Origin of the sequence: Allobosea sp. TAF32 (genome assembly GCF_052113585.1) — a bacterium.
Classification (GTDB): Bacteria; Pseudomonadota; Alphaproteobacteria; order Rhizobiales; family Beijerinckiaceae; genus Allobosea.
Window position 1 is genome coordinate 580,266 of the sequence record NZ_JBFRDM010000001.1, and the last position, 18,639, is coordinate 598,904.

Consider the following 18,639-nt stretch of genomic DNA (forward strand, 5'->3'; position numbering starts at 1 on the left):
CCGCGCCCAAATGATTCACACTCTGACGCCGGACGCCAGTGGGGCGCGCGCATTCCAACGCGACCGCTTGCGAATTCATACGACGCTAATAATCTGGGAACCTCCGTCCTCCGAGCCGGGTGTCGCCGTGTCATTTGTTACACAGCCCGTCGTCGCCCTCTTCATTTCGCTGGCTCTCGGCTATCTCATCGGCAAGATCAGGGTGGGGCCCGTCCAGGTCGGCGGCGTCTGCGGCACCTTGTTCGTTGCCCTCGCCCTCGGGCAATTCGGGGTGACGATCAGCCCGGATCTGAAGAACGTCGCCTTCGCGCTCTTCATCTATGCGCTCGGCTTCACCGCCGGGCCGCAGTTCTTCAACAATATCCGCGGCGGACTGCGCTACGGCGTCCTCTCTTTCGTCGAGGTCGCGACGGTGCTGGCCCTGGTCGCGGTCGCCGTGCTGCTGTTCAATCTGGATGCGGGCACGGCTTCGGGCCTGTTCGCGGGCGCGGCGACGGAATCGGCAGTGCTCGGCACGGCTTCCGACGCAATCTCGCGCCTGGCCCTGCCAGCGGCCGAGATCTCCCGGCTGCAGGCCAATATGGCCACCGCCTACAGCGTCACCTATCTGTTCGGGCTCGTCGCCATCGTGGTCTTTACGACGCAGATCGCCCCGCTTCTGCTCGGGATCGATCTGCGCAAGGAGGCCACGGCGCTGGCGCAGCAGCTTGGGGCGGAGGGCGACAACGGCACGGAGAACGGCGTCCCCGAGATCGTCTCGCGTGCCTTCCGTGCCGGCCCCGTCAGCGGCAGCACGGTCGGTGCCTTCGAAAGCAGCGTCAATGGCGTCGTCACGATCGAACAGATCGGGCGCAGCTCGGGGTTCATCAAGGCGACGCCGGAAACCCAGATCGAGCCCGATGACGTCGTCCTGGTCATCGGCCGTCGTCGCTCGGTCATCGCGGTCAGCGAGCGCTTCGGCGTCGAGGTACCGATGCCGGCCGGCGACAATGTCCCCCTGGTCGAGCGTCAGGTCGTGCTCGTGCGCCGCGAGGTGGCCGGCCTGCGCATCCGCGACCTGCGCCGGCTCGCCAGCGACGAGCAGCGGCGGGGCGTCTTCATTTCCCGCGTGCGGCGCCTCGGCCAGAGCATCCCGGCCCTGCCCGGCACCGTGCTGGAGCAGGGCGATATCCTGACGCTCTATGGATCCGAGGATGCGATCACGCGGGCTGCGACCGAACTGGGTCATATGCTGCCGACAACGTCGGCGACGGATTTCGTCATGCTCGGTCTCGGCGTCGTCGCCGGCCTCCTGCTGGGCGAACTCGCGATTCAGGTCGGTCCGCTCAATCTGACGCTCGGCACCGGCGGTGGCGCCCTGATCTCGGGGCTCGTCTTCGGCTGGGTGCACATGCACCGCCCCCTCCTCGGCGCCATTCCGCCCGCAGCGGCCGAGTTCATGAAGGATTTCGGCCTGGCGACCTTCATCGCGGCCATCGGCCTCTCCGTCGGCCCGGACGCCCTCGCGCTGCTCAAGCAATACGGGCTGATGCTGCCGGTGCTGTCGATCCTGGTTTCGGCCGTACCGGGCCTGATCTCTCTCTATATCGGCCACCATCTGCTGAAGATCGAGGCACCGATCCTGCTCGGGGCGATCGCCGGCCAGCATTGCAGCACGCCGTCGATCAGCGCGCTGGTCTCGCTCGCAGGCAATTCGACGCCCGTGATCGGCTATACCGTGACCTATGCGATCTCGAACGTGCTGCTGCCGCTGATGGGGCCCGTCGTCGTCGGCATGATCGAGCTGATCCACTGAAACAGCGGCAGCCGCAGCACGAGAAGACTGCGGACACGTGATCCTGGCCGCCCGGCCGCCGGCCAGCCTTGACCTCGTTTTCCGTCTTCTCTTTAAATCCGAAGCGGGGGGCGCCGCAGGGATCACCATGCTACGCGCCATCATTCTCGCTGCCGGGCTTCTCGCTCTTTCAGGGCCGGCTCATGCCTATAGCAATGCACTCAGCCGCGGCCTCGCGGATTTCCTCAACATCTTCAGCGAACAGCCGATTCCGCGCCAGGTCGTGCCGTGGAGCGGCCAGCAGCCTCCCGGTACGGTGGTGATCTCGACGAGCCAGCGGCGTCTCTACTACGTCCTCGGCAGAGGCCAGGCGCTGCGCTACGGCGTCGGCGTCGGGCGGCAGGGTTTCAGCTGGGCCGGCACCAAGACGGTCTCGATGAAGCGCGAATGGCCGGATTGGCGGCCGCCGGCGCAGATGCTCAAGCGCCGCCCGGATCTGCCGCGCCATATGGCCGGCGGCATGGACAATCCGCTCGGCGCGCGCGCGATCTATCTCGGATCCAGCCTCTATCGCATCCACGGCTCCAACGAGCCCGACACGATCGGCGCGGCGGTCTCCTCCGGCTGCATCCGCATGACCAACCGCGACGTCATGGATCTCTACGACCGCGTCCGGCTCGGTACGAAAGTGGTGGTGCTTCGATAGGGTTGCCTAACCAACCCGAAGCCCGCTTCAGTGCACCGGATTCTGCCGCCCGCCATGTCGCCGCATAGGCCGAGGCGGAGCGAGCGAGATTGCTGGCACGCGGTTCCAATCTCGGCAGGAGGGCGAAGAGTACGGTCATCGCCATCGCGAAGACCGACATGGCGAGAAGGGCGATCAAGGGATCGGCGAATCGGTCCGGCTGCCCGGCTGCATCAGATTGGATCGCGTTTCCTGCGTCGGGCGGCACCTGCCTGAGCGAAGGCGGACGCGGCGAGCATCGCGCCGATCACGAGACGGCTTTCGAGGAGCGACGACCGGATCACGGCTGGTGTGACCGTCGTGCCACGTTTGCCGCTCTCTGGATGAGGTCGGCTTCGGACAGGACTGCGACATGGCCGCGGCCTCAAGAACGCAAAAGCCAGCCGGATAAGGGCTGGCTTCGGTCATCTACCAATGCTGATGAAGAGTGATTTGGTGGAGCCAGGCGGAATCGAACCGCCGACCTCTTGAATGCCATTCAAGCGCTCTCCCAACTGAGCTATGGCCCCACACGCGACGACCGAGTTGGGATTCGGCCGTCAAAACCGGGTCTTTCGAACCACCTCGGTGGTTCCGTCCGGGCCGCCGTCCAGCGACGCAGCGGTCTATAGGCGGCCCGGGCTGAAGACACAAGCGCTTAATGTCGCCTTGTCGTCATCTTTTTTCGAGGCTGTGGATCAGTTGTCCTCGTCGCCCTCGATATCCCCGTCGATCAGGTCGGAAACGTCGTCGTCGCCTTCCTCATCTTCCTCGAGGAAGGTGTCGTCGTCCTCAGCGCCGATGTCGTCTTCGACCTCGATGTCGTCCTCGGTCGTGACGACGGCGTCCTTCTCCGACGCTTCCGCATCGGCTTCGTCGAGCGAGACGATCTCGACCGCGCCATCGGCAACCTCGGTCTCCTCCTCCTCTTCGGCCGCCGGCTTGCTAGGCGCCTTGGCCTGCGGCTCGAACATCGTCCGCGGATACGCCTGCCCCGTATAGGGCGAGACGATGGGATCCTTGTTCAAATCATAGAACTTGCGCCCCGTGACCGGGCAAACGCGCTTCGTTCCGAGTTCCGGTTTCGCCACTGCGTCGGACCCTTCAATCATCATGTTCTGAAAAGCAGGCGCGTCCGTTAGTCGGGGCGCGCCGCGCTGTCAAATGCTGATTTGATCTATGCGGCAACTGCGCGCAAGAGCGGAACCGTTTCAACCGCCCGTCAGGCGACGGCGCGACCGCGCATTGGCGCGGCTTGCGCCAGCGTGCTAGAGCCGAATCCGGTCAGGTTGAAGCAACCTGATCGGTGAATCCGTCTCTCACATACCGATAGAGAACGCGTGATCCGATCAGGTTGCATGGCAATCCGATCGGCGCGTGCTCCAGGGCGGGCACGCATACGTTGCTTCCGGAGCGCAGAGACCCCGACCCCGTGTCCCACGACCACGAACCCGTCCCCGTCACCGCCCGCACTGAGGGCCCGCTCAAGGGCCGGGTCCGGGTGCCCGGCGACAAGTCGATCTCGCACCGGGCGATGATCTTCGGCCTGCTGGCGATCGGCGAAACCAAGGTCATCGGCCTGCTCGAAGGCGAGGACGTGATGCGCACTGCCGCTGCCGCGCGGGCGCTCGGCGCGATCGTCCATCACGATGGCCCTGGGGTGTGGCGTGTGCAAGGCGTCGGTGTCGGTGGTCTGCGCGAACCGGCTGATGTGCTCGATTTCGGCAATGCCGGCACCGGCTCGCGGCTGATGATGGGCGTCTGCGGCTCGCATCCGATCACCACGACCTTCGACGGCGACGCCTCGCTGCGCAAGCGGCCAATGCGGCGTATCCTCGACCCGCTTGAGCAGATGGGCACGGTCGTCGTCTCGCAGCAGGAGGGCGGGCGCGTGCCCCTGACCCTGCGCGGGCCGAAAGAGGCGATCCCGATCGTCTATCGCCCGCCGGTCGCCTCGGCGCAGATCAAGTCGGCCGTGCTGCTCGCCGGCCTGGCCGCGCCGGGCGAGACGACCGTGATCGAGGCGGAGGCGACGCGCGACCATACCGAGAAGATGCTCACTCATTTCGGTGCCGAAATCATCGTGACGCCGGAGGGCGAACATGGCCGGCGCATCGTGCTGAAGGGCCAGCCCGAGCTGCAGGCGGCGCCGATCGTTGTGCCGGCTGATCCCTCCTCCGCCGCCTTCCCGCTGGTCGCGGGCTTGATCGTGCCGGGCTCCGACATCCTGATCGAAAGCGTGATGACCAATCCGCTGCGCTCGGGCCTGCTGACGACGCTGCTCGAGATGGGCGCCGACATCACCATCGAGCGCGAGGCCAATGAGGGCGGCGAGACGGTCGCCGACTTGCGCGTGCGGGCCTCGAGCCTCAAGGGCGTGACCGTGCCGCCCGAGCGCGCGCCATCGATGATCGACGAGTACCCGGTGCTGGCGGTGGCCGCGTCCTTCGCTCACGGCACCACGCGGATGCGCGGATTGCAGGAGCTGCGCGTCAAGGAATCGGATCGCCTCGCGGCGGTGGAGGCCGGGCTGAAGGCGGCAGGCGTCACCTGCGCCATCGAGGGTGACGACCTGATCGTCGAAGGTTCGGGCGGCGGGCCGGTGCGCGGCGGCGGCCCGATCGCGACCCATCTCGACCACCGCATCGCGATGAGCTTCCTCGTCATGGGGCTGGCGACGCGGCAGCCGGTCGTGGTCGATGACGGGCGGATGATCGCGACGAGCTTCCCGAGCTTCGTCTCCCTGATGTACGGCCTCGGAGGCCGGATCGGATGAGCTCCGGCAAGCGCAACCTCGTCATCGCCGTCGACGGCCCTGCCGCCTCCGGCAAGGGCACGCTGGCGCGCCGGCTCGCGGCCCATTACCGCCTGCCCTATCTCGACACCGGCCTGCTCTACCGGATGGTGGCGCGGGCGATGCTCGACGCCGGCCACGACATCCGCGACGCAGCGGCGGCCGAGCAGGTCGTCGGCAGCTTCGACGAGACCGCCTTTCCGGAGGACCGGCTGCGTGGTCGCGAGATCGGCGAGGCGGCGTCGGTTGTCGCGGCCGTACCGGCCGTGCGCGCCGGCTTGCTCACAAGGCAGCGGCGTTTCGCGGCGCAAGCGGGCGGCGCCGTGCTCGACGGACGCGACATCGGCACGGTGATCTGCCCGGAGGCACCGGCGAAGCTCTTCGTCACCGCGACGCCCGAAGTACGCGCCGCGCGCCGGCACAAGGAGCTCGCCGGGCGTGGCGAGGCCGTGACCTTCGACGGCATCCTCGCCGATATCCGCCGGCGCGACGCCCGCGATTCCGGGCGCAGCGATGCCCCGCTCAAGGCCGCGGAAGATGCCGTCACGCTCGACACCTCGGCGCTGACAGTCGAGGAGGCCGTCGCGGCCGCCATCGACATCGTCGAGGGGCGCCGCGCCGGTTGAGACCCTCCTCCTCGCGCATTTGCTATCGAAACGGGCGGCGGCAGCCGGATTTTCCGGCTTGGCGATCATCGCAGCCAGAGGCACACTCCTTTCCGCGACAGGACGAAGGAGGTGGCGATGCGGCGCTGGCTGTGCGGTCTGTCATGTCTGGCAGTGGCGGCGCTCTGGCAGCCCGCCCTGCCCCGGGCCCAGACGGCCGGCGCTCCGCCAGAGGAAGTCGATGTCGCGCTCGTGCTCGCGGTCGACGTCTCCTATTCGATGGACCTCGACGAGCTTGCCCTGCAGCGCAACGGCTATATCGAGGCCTTCCGCTCAAAGCAGCTCCATGACGCGATCGCCAAGGGCGCGATCGGCAAGATCGCCGTGACCTATTTCGAATGGGCGGGCACCAGCTTCCAATACGTCGTGCGGCCATGGAAGGTGATCGATGGCCCGGCCGCGGCCGTCGCCTTTGCCGAGGAGCTGGGCGAGGCGCCGACGCGGCGCGGACGACGCACGTCGATCTCGGGCGCGATCGATCTCGGCGTGCAACTGCTCGAACAGGCCAACGTCACGGCGATACGGCGCGTCATCGACATCTCCGGCGATGGTGCCAACAATGACGGGCGGCCAGTGACGGCGGCGCGCGACGAGGCCGGCGCCAAGGGCATCGCGATCAACGGCCTGCCGGTAATGCTGAAGCAGGCTGGCTATTTCGACATCGACAATCTCGACGTCTACTACAAGGACTGCGTCGTCACCGGCATCGGCGCCTTCGTCATCCCGATCCGCGAGAAGCATCAGTTCGTCGAGGCGACCAAGACCAAGCTGCTGCGCGAGATCGCCGAGGCGCCGGCCGATGCGGCCGTTCACAGGGCTCAGGCGGGCGACACGGCCTCCTGCCTTGCCGGCGAGCGGCAATGGCGCGACCGCATGGGCAATTGAGGGGAGGCGACCGTCAGCTCGGGCCTGACCCGAGCATCTCGAAAACCAGCGCCCTCCCGCCCGGAGATTCTCGAGTCTGCGCTTCGCTCTGCCCGAGAATAACGCTGGCGCTCAGGTGCCTCTGGGCTTGGCCCGCGTCGTCGGCAGCGCGGCGGCGGGATCGTCCGGCCAGAGATGGCGGGGGTAGCGACCCTTCATCTCCGATTTCACCGCTGCCCAGGAACCGCGCCAGAAACCGGGCAGGTCACGCGTCACCTGGATCGGCCGATGGGCCGGGGAGAGCAGCTCCAGCACCAGCGGCACCCGTCCACCGGCCAGGGCAGGATGCGTCGCAAGACCGTAGAGCTCCTGCACGCGAACTGAAATGGTCGGCCCGGCCTCGGCGGCGTAGTCGACCGCGAGCGACGACCCCGTCGGCGCAGTGAAATGAGTCGGCGCTTCGGCATCGAGCCGGCGCTTCAACTCCCAGGGCAGCAGGCTCGCCAGGGCAGAATCGAGATCGGAAGGCTGAATCGAAGCGAGCGAGGCGCGGCCGACGAGATGCGGCGCCAGCCAGAGTTCGGGCTCACGTGCCAACCCCTCGTCCGACAGGTCGGGCCAGTCTTCCTCCGGTTCCGCCTTGCGCAGGAAGGCCGCGCGCTCGCGCAGCTGGTTCTGAGCTTTCGTCCAGGGCAGGAGACCGATGTCGAGCGAAGCAATGCCCTTGGCCAGCGCCTCGGCATTCCCCAGCGTATCCGCGACGGAGAGCGGCCGCTCGGACAGGGCGAGCCCGCCGTAACGCCGCACCGCCCGAACCCGCAGCGCGCGGGCCGTACGGTCGAAATTCGCTTCCTCACGCTCGGCGATGGTGAAAGGCGCGAGGCCGTGACCGACGAGCGTCGCGATCTCGGCTTCGGTGATCGCGGCGGCGGCCATGATGCGGGCTTGCTGGGCCGCACCGGTCATTTCCGCGACGACGATATAGGGTTCGCGCGCCAGACGTTGCGACGGCTCCAGCGCGCCGCCGCGGCCATTGGCGAGGAGATATTGCCCGGAACCCGGCGGGCGGGCCTTGGCGACGCGATCCGGATAGGCAAAGGCGAGCAGGAGACCGGCAGAAAGCAATTCGCCGGCTTCGACCCTGTCCCTGGCGCTTCGCTCAGCGGTTCGTGCCCAGCCTTCGGCGAGGCGGCGCATATCCCCGGCCCGGCCGCCGCGCTCGCGACTGAGCCGCTCCAGCCTTTCAGCCAGATCGATGGCATCGCCGCCGAGACTGCGCTCGACCAGCACGGCGGCGAGATCGGCCGCGGCGTCAGCTTGGCCGAAGCGGGCGGCCGCCACAACCATGCGGGCGAGCCGCGGCGGCAATGGCAGCGCCTGCAAGGCGCGCCCGTCCGGCGTGATGCGGCCGTCGGCATCGAGCGCGCCGATATTGCTGAGGAGGGAACGCGCTTCCTTGAGGGCGGGAGCGGGCGGTGCATCCAGGAAAGCCAGCGTCGTCGGATCAGCCACGCCCCAGGCGGCGCAGTCGAGCAGCAATGGGCTCAGATCGGCAGACAGAATTTCGGGCCGGGCGAAAGCTTCGAGCGCGCCGGTCGCGGCCTCCTCCCAGAGCCGGTAGCAGATTCCCGGCTCGGTACGGCCGGCGCGGCCGCGGCGCTGATCGGCGGCGGCGCGGCTGACGCGGCGGGTCTCCAGCCGGGTCACGCCGATATCAGGCTCGTAGACCGGCACGCGGGCGAGGCCGGAATCGATGACGACGCGCACGCCCTCGATGGTCAGCGAGGTCTCCGCAATGGCCGTCGCCAGCACGATCTTGCGCTTGCCGGCCGGCGGCGGCAGCACGGCGCGGTCCTGATCGCGCTGGTCGAGCGCGCCATAGAGCGGCGCTATCTCGACGGCGGGGTCGCGAAGCTTCTCGCGCAGGCGCTCCTCGACGCGGCGGATCTCGCCCTGCCCCGGCAGGAAGACGAGCTGCGAGCCCGGCTGCTCGTTGAGGGCGAGCAGGATCGTCTCGGTGACCTGATCCTCGATGCGCTTCAGCGGATCGCGGCTGCGATAGCGCGTCTCGATCGTATAAGCGCGGCCTTCGCTCTCGATCACCGGGGCATCGCCAAGCAGCTTCGCGACACGCGCACCGTCGAGCGTCGCCGACATGACGAGGATACGCAGGTCTTCGCGCAGGCCGCCCTGGGCATCGAGCGCCAGCGCCAGCCCGAAGTCGGCATCGAGCGAGCGCTCATGGAACTCGTCGAAGAGCACGGCGGCGACGCCCTCCAACGCGGGATCGTCGAGGATCATCCGGGCGAAGACGCCCTCGGTGACGACCTCGATGCGGGTCCTCGGACCGATCTTGGAGCCGAGACGCACGCGCAGGCCGACGGTATCGCCGACCCGTTCGCCGAGCGTCTGCGCCATCCGGTTTGCGGCACCGCGCGCCGCCAGCCGCCGCGGCTCAAGCACGATCAGCTTGCCGCCCCTGGTCCAGGGCTCGTCGAGCAGCGCGATTGGCACGCGCGTGGTCTTGCCCGCGCCGGGCGGGGCGACGAGCACGGCGTTCGGCCGCGCCCGCAGGGCGGCTGCGAGGTCGCCGAGAACGGCATCGATCGGGAGGGCGGTGTCGAAGGCGCGCATGCCCGGCCGATGTGGCGCAGGCTCGCGTCGCGCGCAAGCCACTCGCCAGCCAGCCCTTCCCATGCTAACCGCAGGCGCATGACAGAGACCGGCCAGACCCGCATCCAGAACCGCTTCCAGGCCTGCGCCCGCGAGGGGCGAGCAGCGCTCGTGACCTTCGTCACGGCCGGCGACCCCGATTTCGCGACGGCGAGCGCCATTCTCGCAGCGCTTCCCGGAGCCGGCGCCGACGTGATCGAGCTCGGCGTGCCCTTCACCGATCCGATGGCGGACGGCGTGCCGGTCCAGCTCGCCGGGCAGCGCGCGCTCAAGGCCGGTCAGACCCTCAGGAAGACGCTCGCCATGGTCGAGAGCTTCCGCAAGGCCGGGCACGACACGCCGATCGTGCTGATGGGCTACTACAATCCGATCTACGTCTATGGCGTCGAAGCCTTCCTGGTCGAGGCGCGCCGCGTCGGCGTCGACGGCCTTATCGTCGTCGACCTGCCGCCGGAGGAGGACGAGGAGCTCTGCCTGCCGGCGCTCAAGGCGGGCGTCTCCTTCATCCGCCTGGCGACGCCGACGACCGACGACAAGCGCCTGCCCAAGGTGCTGCAGAACACCTCGGGCTTCGTCTACTACGTCTCGATGACCGGCGTGACCGGCGGCGCGATTGCCGATTATGGGGCGGTCGGCGATGCCGTTGCCCGCATCAAGCGCCACACCGACCTGCCCGTCGCGGTCGGCTTCGGCGTGAAGACCGCAGCGGACGCCGCCACCATCGCCAAGAGCGCGGACGGCGTCGTCGTCGGCTCGGCGCTTGTGGAGCGCGTCCGGCTGTCGCTCGACAGCGAGGGCAAGGCCACGGAAAAGACGGTTTCGGCTGTCACCTCGCTGGTCAGCGAACTCGCCCAGGGCGTCCGCTCAGCGGCCAAGGCGGCCTGAGGCCGGTTTCGTTCAACAGTCGCGTCGCTTGCCCGCCGGCAGGCGCGACCCCATTTTTCGGCGTGACGGCGCCAAGGCCCAGAAAGCCTCCGCCGAAAGCCCATCAGGGATTCATCCGATGAACTGGATTTCCGAAGTCGTCCGGCCGCGTATCAAGACGCTGTTCAAGCGCGAGACCCCGGAGAACCTCTGGGTCAAATGCCCCGATTCCGGGCAGATGGTGTTCCACAAGGATGTCGAGGCCAACGGCTACGTCATCCCCGGCTCCGAGCACCATATGCGCGTCACCGCGCCGGAACGGCTGCGGCTGACCTTCGACGACGGCAAATGGCTCGACGTGGCGCTGCCCGAGGTTGCCGTCGATCCGCTGAAGTTCCGCGACGAGAAGCGCTATGTCGACCGGCTGAAAGACGCGCGCGCCAAGACCGGCGCGCAGGACGCCTTCAAGATCGGCTATGGCCGGGTCAAGGGCCTGCCGATGACGGTCGCCGTGCAGGACTTCCACTTCATGGGCGGCTCGCTCGGCATGGCCGCCGGCGAGGCCTTCGTGAAAGGGGCCGAGACCGCGCTGGAAAAGAAAACCCCCTATGTCGTCTTCGCGGCATCCGGCGGCGCGCGCATGCAGGAAGGCATCCTTTCGCTGATGCAGCTGCCGCGGACGACCGTCGCGGTGCGCCGCCTGCGCGCGGCCGGCCTGCCCTATTTCGTGGTGCTGACCAACCCGACCACCGGCGGCGTCACCGCCTCCTACGCCATGCTGGGCGACATCCACATCGCCGAGCCCGGCGCGCTGATCGGCTTTGCCGGGCCGCGCGTGATCGAGCAGACCATCCGCGAGAAGCTGCCGGAAGGCTTCCAGCGCGCGGAATATCTCAAGGATCACGGCATGGTCGACATGGTCGTGCATCGCCGCGACATCCCGGAGACACTCGCCCGTCTCGGCCGCCTGCTGACCAAGCAGCCGGCCGTAAAGAGCGAGCCGGCCCTGGCCGCGCCCGCACGCCCGGTGGCCGAAGCGGTCTGACGGTTCCAGAACAGATCCGCGTTTCTCCGAACTGCGGATCTGTTTTAGCCTTTTGTTTTCTGCATTCTCTTCAAGCGAACCGGTACGCACTTCGCTTGAAAATGCTCTAGGCCGGGAGCGGTCTCATCATGGGGTCTTCCGACACGCTGCTGGCGCGCTTCATGGCGCTGCACCCCAAGCTGATCGACCTCTCGCTCGGCCGCATCCTCACCTTGCTGGAGCGGCTGGGCGATCCGCACAAGCGCCTGCCGCCGGTGATCCATGTCGCCGGCACCAACGGCAAGGGCTCGACCATCGCCTTCATGCGGGCGATCCTCGAGGCTGCGGGCCTCTCCGTCCATGTCTACATCTCCCCGCATCTGGTGCGCTTCCATGAGCGCATCCGGCTCGGCGCGCCGGGTGGCGGGCGCTTCGTCGACGAGGACACGCTCGTCGAGGCGCTGCAGCGCTGCGAGGCCATCAATGCCGGCGACCCCATCACCTTCTTCGAGATGACGACGGCGGCGGGCCTTCTGCTGTTCGCCGAGAACCCCGCCGATGTGCTGCTGCTGGAGGTCGGGCTCGGTGGGCGCTTCGACGCGACCAATATCATCGCGCTCCCGGCCTGCACGGTGGTGACGCCGGTCTCGCTCGACCATTCCGAATATCTCGGCGACACCGTCACCAAGATCGCCGGCGAGAAGGCCGGCATCTTCAAGCGCGGCGCGCCGGCGGTGATCGCGCCGCAGGAACCGGAGCCGACCGCGGTTCTCGAAGCCGCAGCCGAACGGGCCGGCGCTTCCAAGATCATGATCGGCGCGCAGGACTTCAATGTCCATGAAGCCGGCGGGCGGCTGGTCTATGAGGATCAGGACGGATTGCTCGACCTGCCGCTGCCGCGATTGGCCGGGCGGCATCAGCACATCAATGCCGGAACCGCGATCGCGGCGCTGCGCGCGGCTGGCTATGGCGCCCTGCCTGCCCATGTTTTCGAGGAAGGCATGCGCAATGCCGACTGGCCGGCGCGGCTGCAGCGGCTGGCGCGCGGGCGCCTCGCCGAGATCGTGCCGGAACGCGCCGAACTCTGGCTCGACGGCGGCCACAACCCCGACGGCGGGCGCGTGCTGGCCCAGGCCATGGCCGATCTCGTCGACCGCAACCCGGCGCCGCTGGTGATGATCGCCGGCCTGCTCTCGACCAAGGACGCAGCCGCCACGCTCGGCCATTTCAAGGGGCTGGCTCAGGCGCTTTATGCCGTGCCGATCCAGAACTCGCTGGCCGCACGCCCAGCCGAGGAAGTTGCCGATGCCGCCCGTGGCGCCGGCCTCGCGGCCGAGGTCTCCGGCTCCGTCGAGCAGGCGCTCAGGACGATCGCGGCGCGCGACTGGCCGGCACCGCCCCGGATCCTGATCTGCGGCTCGCTCTATCTCGCCGGCGAAGTTCTCTCGGCCAACGGCACGCCGCCGACCTGAGCAGCGCGGCGACGGCAAGCCCGGCTGTCGCGGGCCAGACAGCTTCGGCGCGCGCACTATAGTCACGGCTCGATCCGCCATGCGCAATTCAAGGTCGAGGTCTACTCAGGCCTCAAATTCCGCTCCAGCATCAGGGGAGAGCGTCATGAAGCGCAGCTTCGGAGCCGCGGGGCCGACCGTTTCCGTCATCGGCCAGGGCAGCTGGTACAGCGAGCAGGGCGACCGGCGCGAGGCGATCACCGCCTTCCGGCGCGGGCTCGATCTCGGGCTCGATCACATCGACACCGCTGAGATGTATGGCGACGGCCGCTCCGAAGCGTTGATCGGCGAAGCCATTGAAGGCCGGCGCGACGAGGTCTTCCTGGTCTCGAAGGTCCTGCCCCACAACGCCTCGCGGCAGGGCGTGCGCGCCGCCTGCGAGCGCTCGCTCAAACATCTCAGGACCGACAGGCTCGACTGCTACCTGCTGCACTGGCGCGGTCCGCATCCATTGGCCGATACCTTCGCCGCCTTCGAGGCGCTGAAGCAGGAAGGCAAGATCCTGTCCTGGGGCGTCAGCAATTTCGACGAGGACGATCTCGACGAAGCAGTGGCAGCTGCCGGCAAGGGCAGGATCGCCTGCAACCAGGTGCTCTACCATCTCCGCGAGCGCGCCATCGAGCACGCCGTGATCCCATGGTGCGAGCGGCACGGCGTCGCCGTCACCGCCTACAGCCCCTTCGGCCATGACGATTTCCCGGCCTCCGGCAGCGCACAGGGCAAGGTCCTCGCCGAGATCGCCACGGCTCATGGCGCGACGCCGCGGCAGGTCGCGCTCGCCTTCCTCACGCGGCGATCGAGCATCTTCGCTATCCCGAAGGCGGGCAGGGTCAGCCATGTCGAAGACAATGCCGGAGCGCTGCATCTTGCCCTCGCGGAGGCCGACATCGCCCGCATCGACGCCGCCTTCCCGCGCGGCCGCAAACCGCATTCCCTGCCGATGATTTGATCGGTGCCGGAAACCACGTTCCGCCTTCCCACTTTACAGGCTCCGTCGCCCGCGCTTTCCTAGGGTCAAGGGCGATGGCCGCCAGAGCCTCACGAACGCCCGCTCAGCAGTAGCGTCTTCGGAGTTCGGGCGATGCGTCGCGTTCTCGGCATCTTGGCCGTCTTGTTCCTGTCCATGCTCGGCGCCGCACAGGCGCAGGCCGGTGTCGACGTCAGGGTCGACATCGCCGGCCAGCGCATGAAGGTCACCACCGGCGCAGGCGAGGTCTATGACTGGAAGATCTCCTCCGGTCGCAGCGGTTTCCGCTCGCCCAACGGCGTGTATCGGCCGACCCGCCTCGAGAGGAGCTGGTATTCGCGCAAATATGGCGGAGCGATGCCCTACGCGGTGTTCTTCCGCGGCGGCTACGCCATCCACGGCACGACAGCGGTCGGCGCGCTTGGCCGCCCGGCTTCGCATGGCTGCATCCGGCTGCATCCCGCCAATGCCGCCAAGCTGTTCGCGCTGGTCAAGAAGTACGGTGCCGGCCAGACCCGGATCGCTCTGAACGGCGCTGCGACCGACAACCTCTCGCGCTTCGCCAAGGCGTCCGCAACCTCGAAGGCCAAGTTCGCCAAGGCCGCGCCCTCCAAGCAGACGTTTGCCAAGGCGAAGCATCGCGGCCAGGACAGCACGATCGCGCAGCAGCGCCAGGGCAATGGCTGGGAGGCGGCGCGCGGCCAGATCCTGCTGCGGCCCGCCCTGCCCGCCAATGCCTATGGCTATCAGCCCTACTATCCCAGCGGCTATGGCTGGCGCTGAGCCGGCGCCGAAAGCTAGAGCGCTTCCGGCACGATCCTGAGCCAACCCTCCAAGGCCTCGCCGGGCGCAAGGCGCTTTAACGGCGCAGCCGCCCGTGCCGCCGGCTCGCTCGGCGCGCCGATGCCATGGCTCTGCGGCTCGACACAGAGGAAATCCGCTCCGGCCGGCGCCCAGACGACAGGGCAGTTCAGGCTTTCGCTCGCCGTCAGCGTCACGGCGAGCCCGGTAGAGGGCGTCTCGATCCGGGCAAGGCCGTCCCAGCCGAGGAAGCTCCAAGCCGTTACGGACCCGGAACGGAACGGGTGCGGATCGACAAAGGGACCGCCCTGCATAAAAGCCTCCTGCCCCGTGGCGCGAAAGGCTTCGCCGAAGATCAGCGCGCCGGAGGCCCGCATCGCCAGGCGCGTATCGGCCGCGCAGGGGAACCAGGGATGGTGACCGATCCCGAAGGGTAGTGCCGTTTCAGCCGCGTTCTCGATCGAGAGGCGGATGGTCATCCCGGCTTCGTCCAGGACAATCTCCTGGCGGGCGCGGTAACGATAGGGGTCAGGCCCCTCCGCGCGTCGATGCTCGAGGAGGGTATGACCGCGGTCATACCGCAGCACCTCCCAGACCGACTGCCAGCCGAAGCCATGGATGGTGCCGGCCGGATCATTGGCCGGAACCTCGAAGCGGCGCTCGCCGTCATCGATGACGCTGCCGAAGGCCCGGTTGGCAAAGGGGAGCATGGCCCAGCTGCCGAAGAAATTGGGGGAGGCGATCGAGGGCTCGCTCGCCGGCGGGCGCAGAATGTCGTGCCGGCGTCCGTCGGGCCCGGTCCAGATCAGGCGCGAGACGATGCCGCCGATCTCGGGAATGACCACGGCCTCCAGACCGCCAGCTTGCAGCTCCAGCATCGAATTTGTCCGATTCGTCCGTTATCCGAGGGCGCAGCGTTGCCGCGATTGCAGGGCGGGCACAAGCCGGCCCGCCTTGACCCGGCCCGGCACCGCAGTGACAGTCGCGCGGCCTAACCGGAGCCTGCCATGCCCAAACCTCTGATCGCGCTCGACTGGGGCACGACTCGCGCGCGCGCTTTCCTGATCGCGGAGACAGGCGAGGTTGTGCAGCGGCGCATCGCCGATCAAGGCATCCAGTCCGTGCCGGCCGGCGGCTACCCGGCCGCCTTCGAGGCACTTGCCGGCGATTTCCGGCGCGCCGCTCCGGACGCCGCCATCGTGCTCGCCGGCATGGTGGGCAGCCGCAATGGCTGGATCGAAGCCCCCTATGTCGCCTGCCCGGCCTCGCCGGCCGCGATCTCCGCCTCTGCGATCCGGGTCGAGCTCGACAGGGAGACCACGGCAACCATTATCCCCGGCCTGAGCTGCGACGATGGCGCCTTCGACGTGATGCGCGGCGAGGAGACGCTGATCGTCGGGCTTGGGCTCGAGGATGGCATCGCCTGCCTGCCCGGCACTCACTCGAAATGGGCCGAGATCAAGGGCGGACGGATCACGCGCTTCGCCAGCTTCATGACGGGCGAGATCTACGGGCTGCTGCGCAACGGCTCGATCCTGGGCCGCCTGGCGGAGGATCCTGCCGAAGGCGACGCCGCCAGCGGCGCCGCGCGCGGACAGGCCGGCGCACAACGCCCGGGCGGCCTGCTCAATACGGCCTTCGCTGCGCGCACCGAGGTTCTCGCCGGCCGGATGCGCGGCGGCGAGGTCGGCCCGTATCTGTCCGCGCTTCTGGTCGCACAGGAGATCGCCGGTGCCCAAGCCATGTTCGGACGGCAGAACCACGTACACCTCGTCGCTGACGGTGCTCTGGCCGACAGCTATGGCGGTGCGCTGGCTGCTGCGGGGCTCGCAGTGACCGTGGTCACGCCCGAGGCCGCCTTTGTCGCGGGCATCCGGCGGCTCGCGGGCGATATCGCCGGATAGGCGTCGCCGACGTCCCGGTGCAGCTATACCAATTGCCGAAAGCTCGGCCCGGTAAGCGCCGATTAAGTCTACGGATAATCCGCGCCCCGGCACCGGCCATTGCGGAGAATCCCGCCTAACCTCTTCACCCTTCCTCAGGCACGGCGTGCAACGGTGTCGCCTGGATAAGGTTGGGGAAGACCGTGACATCGCACCCGATAGCTTGGGCCTTGGGCGTGGCCGGCTTCGCCGTCGTCGGCTCTCTCGGCTACACGCAGTGGCTCGCCCCTCGCCCCGGGAACCAGGCGCCGTCGCTGGCGCTCGCCTCCACCGAGCCGGCCCCTCCGGGGCCGCGCCAGCCCGTGACGCTCGCCGTCGCAGCCGACTATCGCGGGCACTACATCGTCCATCCGAGCGTCGACAACTATCGGATCAAGATGATGGTCGACACCGGCGCCAGCATCGTCGCGCTGAGCGCAGACGACGCCCGGGCGCTCGGCATCAGGTCAGATGCCAATGCACGCAAGATGATGCTCAGCACGGCCAATGGCACGGTCACCGGCTATCGTACTGTGCTGCGTGAAGTCCGCCTCGGCGACATCGTCGTGCGCAATGTCGACGCCGTCGTGCTGCCCGCGGGCGCCCTTTCGATGAGCCTGCTCGGCAATTCATTTCTGAGCAAGCTGCAGGGCTACGAGGTGCAGACGGGGCGGATGGTGCTGAGGGGCTGAAACAGGTCGCCCCGGACAGGCCCGCTGCGTTTGCGATCCGTTTCGACCGACCTGTCCGTTTCAGTTGAACTTGGGACAGCCGGTCACGTCGCTGCGCACGATCTGCTCGATGCTGTTGTCTCCGGCAGGCCTGCCGTTGCGCGGGCGTGTGTAGATCGGGTTGCCGCCGAGCGTGACAGCGCCGTTTGTCGCTTTGCCGCCAAAGAACTCGAAAACCTTGTCGCTCACAGGAAGCGTGAATGCGTAGCTGGCCTGGGCCATGATCACGGAGGTGTTGGCAACGCGGGCGCTGGCGGGAACGGTCACCGTGTCTCCGCGCGCCGGCATCGATGTGCCAAGCGGATAGCTACTGGCCCAGCAGACTCTGGCGATGCTGTTGGCGTCAATGACGATGCTGGCTATGACCATCTTGGCCTTCTGCCCATCGTAGGGGAGCAGGACCGTCATCGCTGCATTGAAGATATTGCCGATCTCTGACGTCGACACTGTCGGAAGACGTGCCGTCAAATCGCTCAAGGTCGATGTCAGCTGCGTCATCTTGCGATTGACCATGACCATCTGTGCGATGTTGACCATCCCAACATAGGCCACCAGAATAACGGGCAATGCCATCGCGAACTCGACTGCAGCCACGCCACCGTGGTTGCCACAGAAGCGGCGCCATAGGCTTAAAGATTCAGCCGAGCTCGTCTTTGCTCCGAAGCGCATCATGGGACGAACGGCTCCGCGCGAAAGGCCACGCTCGCGACGATCCCGCGTCGGCCAGAGCCTATGTTGGCAAGATTGCTCGACGCCCAGTTCGTGAGAAACAGCTTATAGTCGAGCACGGCCCTGACAACGACGATCTGGTTGGTATCCGGCTGGCGGTAAGAAAAGCTGCTGGTATCGAGATTGCCACCAGCCAGAGGGTTGCTGCTGGACGTCCCGGAACTGGCCGCTGAAAAGTCGCCATAGGTGCGGACGTCGATAGCTAGCTTGCTGCAGTCGATCAGCTTCATCGCTGCGCGCGCGCAGACATCGTCGCGGAATGCGGCAGCATTGACGGATGCGGTTGTGGATGTGTAGCGGCTACGCGATTCACCGGTCAGCAGGAGGCGCGACGCCTGCGACAGCGATTCCTCGAGGACCTGAGTAGTCCAGAACATCAGCCCGGTCTCGATGATCGCCCAGATCAACATGAAGAAGGGCAACGCAATGAAGCCGAACTCGACCGCTGTCGCTCCATTCTCGGAGCGCCGGAAGCGCCTGATGACCGAACGCGCGCCTCGCGGCTTCCGTCCGGCTGTTCCGTTCGCTTTCTCCGCTCGCGCAATAGGGTGAAGCATTCGCTGACCTCGCCGAGCCCGTCACTCCGACCAGCCGAT

17 protein-coding genes and 1 tRNA gene are annotated in these 18,639 nt (G+C 67.6%); 12 read left to right on the forward strand and 6 right to left on the reverse strand.

Annotated features, from left to right (window positions below; genetic code table 11):
* The first annotated feature begins 127 nt into the window (after positions 1–127).
* Positions 128–1,795 carry an aspartate-alanine antiporter gene (aspT, locus tag AB4Z16_RS02600; protein WP_441509748.1) on the forward strand — a complete coding sequence of 556 codons (1,668 nt, stop codon included), beginning with the start codon at positions 128–130 and terminating at the stop codon, positions 1,793–1,795.
* A gap of 127 nt (positions 1,796–1,922) precedes the next feature.
* A complete protein-coding gene (locus AB4Z16_RS02605) occupies positions 1,923–2,480 on the forward strand; it encodes a L,D-transpeptidase (RefSeq protein WP_441509749.1) in 558 nt (185 codons plus the stop codon).
* Positions 2,481–2,952: 472 nt separating this feature from the next.
* Here the strand turns inward: AB4Z16_RS02605 and AB4Z16_RS02610 are convergent.
* Both AB4Z16_RS02610 and AB4Z16_RS02615 read right to left on the reverse strand, forming a co-directional pair.
* A tRNA-Ala gene (locus AB4Z16_RS02610) sits at positions 2,953–3,028 on the reverse strand.
* Positions 3,029–3,196: 168 nt separating this feature from the next.
* Positions 3,197–3,589, reverse strand: a complete 393-nt coding sequence (locus tag AB4Z16_RS02615) for a TIGR02300 family protein (protein ID WP_441509750.1) — start codon at positions 3,587–3,589, stop codon at positions 3,197–3,199.
* A gap of 341 nt (positions 3,590–3,930) precedes the next feature.
* On the opposite strand from AB4Z16_RS02615, the gene aroA reads away from it, so the two are divergent.
* The 3 genes from aroA (at position 3,931) to AB4Z16_RS02630 (ending at position 6,842) form a co-directional block, all read left to right on the forward strand.
* The gene (aroA, locus tag AB4Z16_RS02620; protein ID WP_441509751.1) at positions 3,931–5,274 is read left to right on the forward strand and encodes a 3-phosphoshikimate 1-carboxyvinyltransferase; all 1,344 of its coding nucleotides are present in this window, start codon (positions 3,931–3,933) and stop codon (positions 5,272–5,274) included.
* Positions 5,271–5,918, forward strand: a complete 648-nt coding sequence (gene cmk / locus AB4Z16_RS02625; RefSeq protein ID WP_441509752.1) for a (d)CMP kinase — start codon at positions 5,271–5,273, stop codon at positions 5,916–5,918. Before aroA ends, cmk begins: the two co-directional genes overlap by 4 nt.
* Positions 5,919–6,035: 117 nt before the next feature.
* Complete coding sequence (locus AB4Z16_RS02630; RefSeq protein ID WP_441509753.1) at positions 6,036–6,842, forward strand: DUF1194 domain-containing protein; 807 nt, start codon at positions 6,036–6,038, stop codon at positions 6,840–6,842.
* Between the two features lie 111 nt (positions 6,843–6,953).
* On the opposite strand, the gene hrpB is transcribed toward AB4Z16_RS02630, so the two are convergent.
* On the reverse strand, positions 6,954–9,455 hold the full coding sequence (gene hrpB / locus AB4Z16_RS02635) for an ATP-dependent helicase HrpB (RefSeq protein ID WP_441509754.1): 2,502 nt from the start codon (positions 9,453–9,455) through the stop codon (positions 6,954–6,956).
* Between the two features lie 78 nt (positions 9,456–9,533).
* Here hrpB and trpA point away from each other — a divergent pair, with 78 nt between their 5' ends.
* The 5 genes from trpA (at position 9,534) to AB4Z16_RS02660 (ending at position 14,643) form a co-directional block, all read left to right on the forward strand.
* A complete protein-coding gene (gene trpA / locus AB4Z16_RS02640; RefSeq protein ID WP_441509755.1) occupies positions 9,534–10,379 on the forward strand; it encodes a tryptophan synthase subunit alpha in 846 nt (281 codons plus the stop codon).
* 118 nt (positions 10,380–10,497) lie between these two features.
* Entirely contained in the window at positions 10,498–11,403 is a 906-nt protein-coding gene (gene accD / locus AB4Z16_RS02645) for an acetyl-CoA carboxylase, carboxyltransferase subunit beta (RefSeq protein ID WP_441509756.1), read from the forward strand.
* 128 nt (positions 11,404–11,531) lie between these two features.
* Positions 11,532–12,854, forward strand: coding sequence for a bifunctional folylpolyglutamate synthase/dihydrofolate synthase (locus AB4Z16_RS02650; protein ID WP_441509757.1), 1,323 nt, complete (start codon positions 11,532–11,534; stop codon positions 12,852–12,854).
* 145 nt (positions 12,855–12,999) lie between these two features.
* Positions 13,000–13,842, forward strand: coding sequence for an aldo/keto reductase (locus tag AB4Z16_RS02655; RefSeq protein ID WP_441509758.1), 843 nt, complete (start codon positions 13,000–13,002; stop codon positions 13,840–13,842).
* A 132-nt stretch (positions 13,843–13,974) separates the two neighbouring features.
* Complete coding sequence (locus tag AB4Z16_RS02660; RefSeq protein WP_441509759.1) at positions 13,975–14,643, forward strand: L,D-transpeptidase; 669 nt, start codon at positions 13,975–13,977, stop codon at positions 14,641–14,643.
* 14 nt (positions 14,644–14,657) lie between these two features.
* Here AB4Z16_RS02660 and AB4Z16_RS02665 read toward each other — a convergent pair whose 3' ends face one another.
* On the reverse strand, positions 14,658–15,539 hold the full coding sequence (locus AB4Z16_RS02665; RefSeq protein WP_441509760.1) for an aldose epimerase family protein: 882 nt from the start codon (positions 15,537–15,539) through the stop codon (positions 14,658–14,660).
* 129 nt (positions 15,540–15,668) lie between these two features.
* Here AB4Z16_RS02665 and AB4Z16_RS02670 point away from each other — a divergent pair, with 129 nt between their 5' ends.
* Positions 15,669–16,565: a 2-dehydro-3-deoxygalactonokinase gene (locus AB4Z16_RS02670; protein ID WP_441509761.1), complete on the forward strand. Its 897-nt coding sequence runs from the start codon at positions 15,669–15,671 to the stop codon at positions 16,563–16,565.
* A gap of 182 nt (positions 16,566–16,747) precedes the next feature.
* Positions 16,748–17,275 carry a retropepsin-like aspartic protease family protein gene (locus AB4Z16_RS02675; RefSeq protein ID WP_441509762.1) on the forward strand — a complete coding sequence of 176 codons (528 nt, stop codon included), beginning with the start codon at positions 16,748–16,750 and terminating at the stop codon, positions 17,273–17,275.
* A 60-nt stretch (positions 17,276–17,335) separates the two neighbouring features.
* Here AB4Z16_RS02675 and AB4Z16_RS02680 read toward each other — a convergent pair whose 3' ends face one another.
* The gene (locus AB4Z16_RS02680) at positions 17,336–17,986 is read right to left on the reverse strand and encodes a TadE/TadG family type IV pilus assembly protein (RefSeq protein ID WP_441509763.1); all 651 of its coding nucleotides are present in this window, start codon (positions 17,984–17,986) and stop codon (positions 17,336–17,338) included.
* A complete protein-coding gene (locus AB4Z16_RS02685) occupies positions 17,983–18,600 on the reverse strand; it encodes a TadE/TadG family type IV pilus assembly protein (RefSeq protein WP_441509764.1) in 618 nt (205 codons plus the stop codon). The genes AB4Z16_RS02680 and AB4Z16_RS02685 overlap by 4 nt, the downstream gene beginning before the upstream one ends.
* Between the last annotated feature and the right edge of the window lie 39 nt (positions 18,601–18,639).

Coding starts and splice junctions, on each gene's coding strand:
- trpA (WP_441509755.1), top strand. CDS start 9,534: ATGACAGAGACCGGCCAGACCCGCATCCAGAACCGCTTCCAGGCCTGC.
- AB4Z16_RS02670 (WP_441509761.1), top strand. CDS start 15,669: ATGCCCAAACCTCTGATCGCGCTCGACTGGGGCACGACTCGCGCGCGC.
- AB4Z16_RS02680 (WP_441509763.1), bottom strand. CDS start 17,986: ATGATGCGCTTCGGAGCAAAGACGAGCTCGGCTGAATCTTTAAGCCTA.
- AB4Z16_RS02630 (WP_441509753.1), top strand. CDS start 6,036: ATGCGGCGCTGGCTGTGCGGTCTGTCATGTCTGGCAGTGGCGGCGCTC.
- accD (WP_441509756.1), top strand. CDS start 10,498: ATGAACTGGATTTCCGAAGTCGTCCGGCCGCGTATCAAGACGCTGTTC.
- cmk (WP_441509752.1), top strand. CDS start 5,271: ATGAGCTCCGGCAAGCGCAACCTCGTCATCGCCGTCGACGGCCCTGCC.
- hrpB (WP_441509754.1), bottom strand. CDS start 9,455: ATGCGCGCCTTCGACACCGCCCTCCCGATCGATGCCGTTCTCGGCGAC.
- AB4Z16_RS02655 (WP_441509758.1), top strand. CDS start 13,000: ATGAAGCGCAGCTTCGGAGCCGCGGGGCCGACCGTTTCCGTCATCGGC.
- AB4Z16_RS02660 (WP_441509759.1), top strand. CDS start 13,975: ATGCGTCGCGTTCTCGGCATCTTGGCCGTCTTGTTCCTGTCCATGCTC.
- AB4Z16_RS02605 (WP_441509749.1), top strand. CDS start 1,923: ATGCTACGCGCCATCATTCTCGCTGCCGGGCTTCTCGCTCTTTCAGGG.
- AB4Z16_RS02685 (WP_441509764.1), bottom strand. CDS start 18,600: ATGCTTCACCCTATTGCGCGAGCGGAGAAAGCGAACGGAACAGCCGGA.
- AB4Z16_RS02665 (WP_441509760.1), bottom strand. CDS start 15,539: ATGCTGGAGCTGCAAGCTGGCGGTCTGGAGGCCGTGGTCATTCCCGAG.
- AB4Z16_RS02650 (WP_441509757.1), top strand. CDS start 11,532: ATGGGGTCTTCCGACACGCTGCTGGCGCGCTTCATGGCGCTGCACCCC.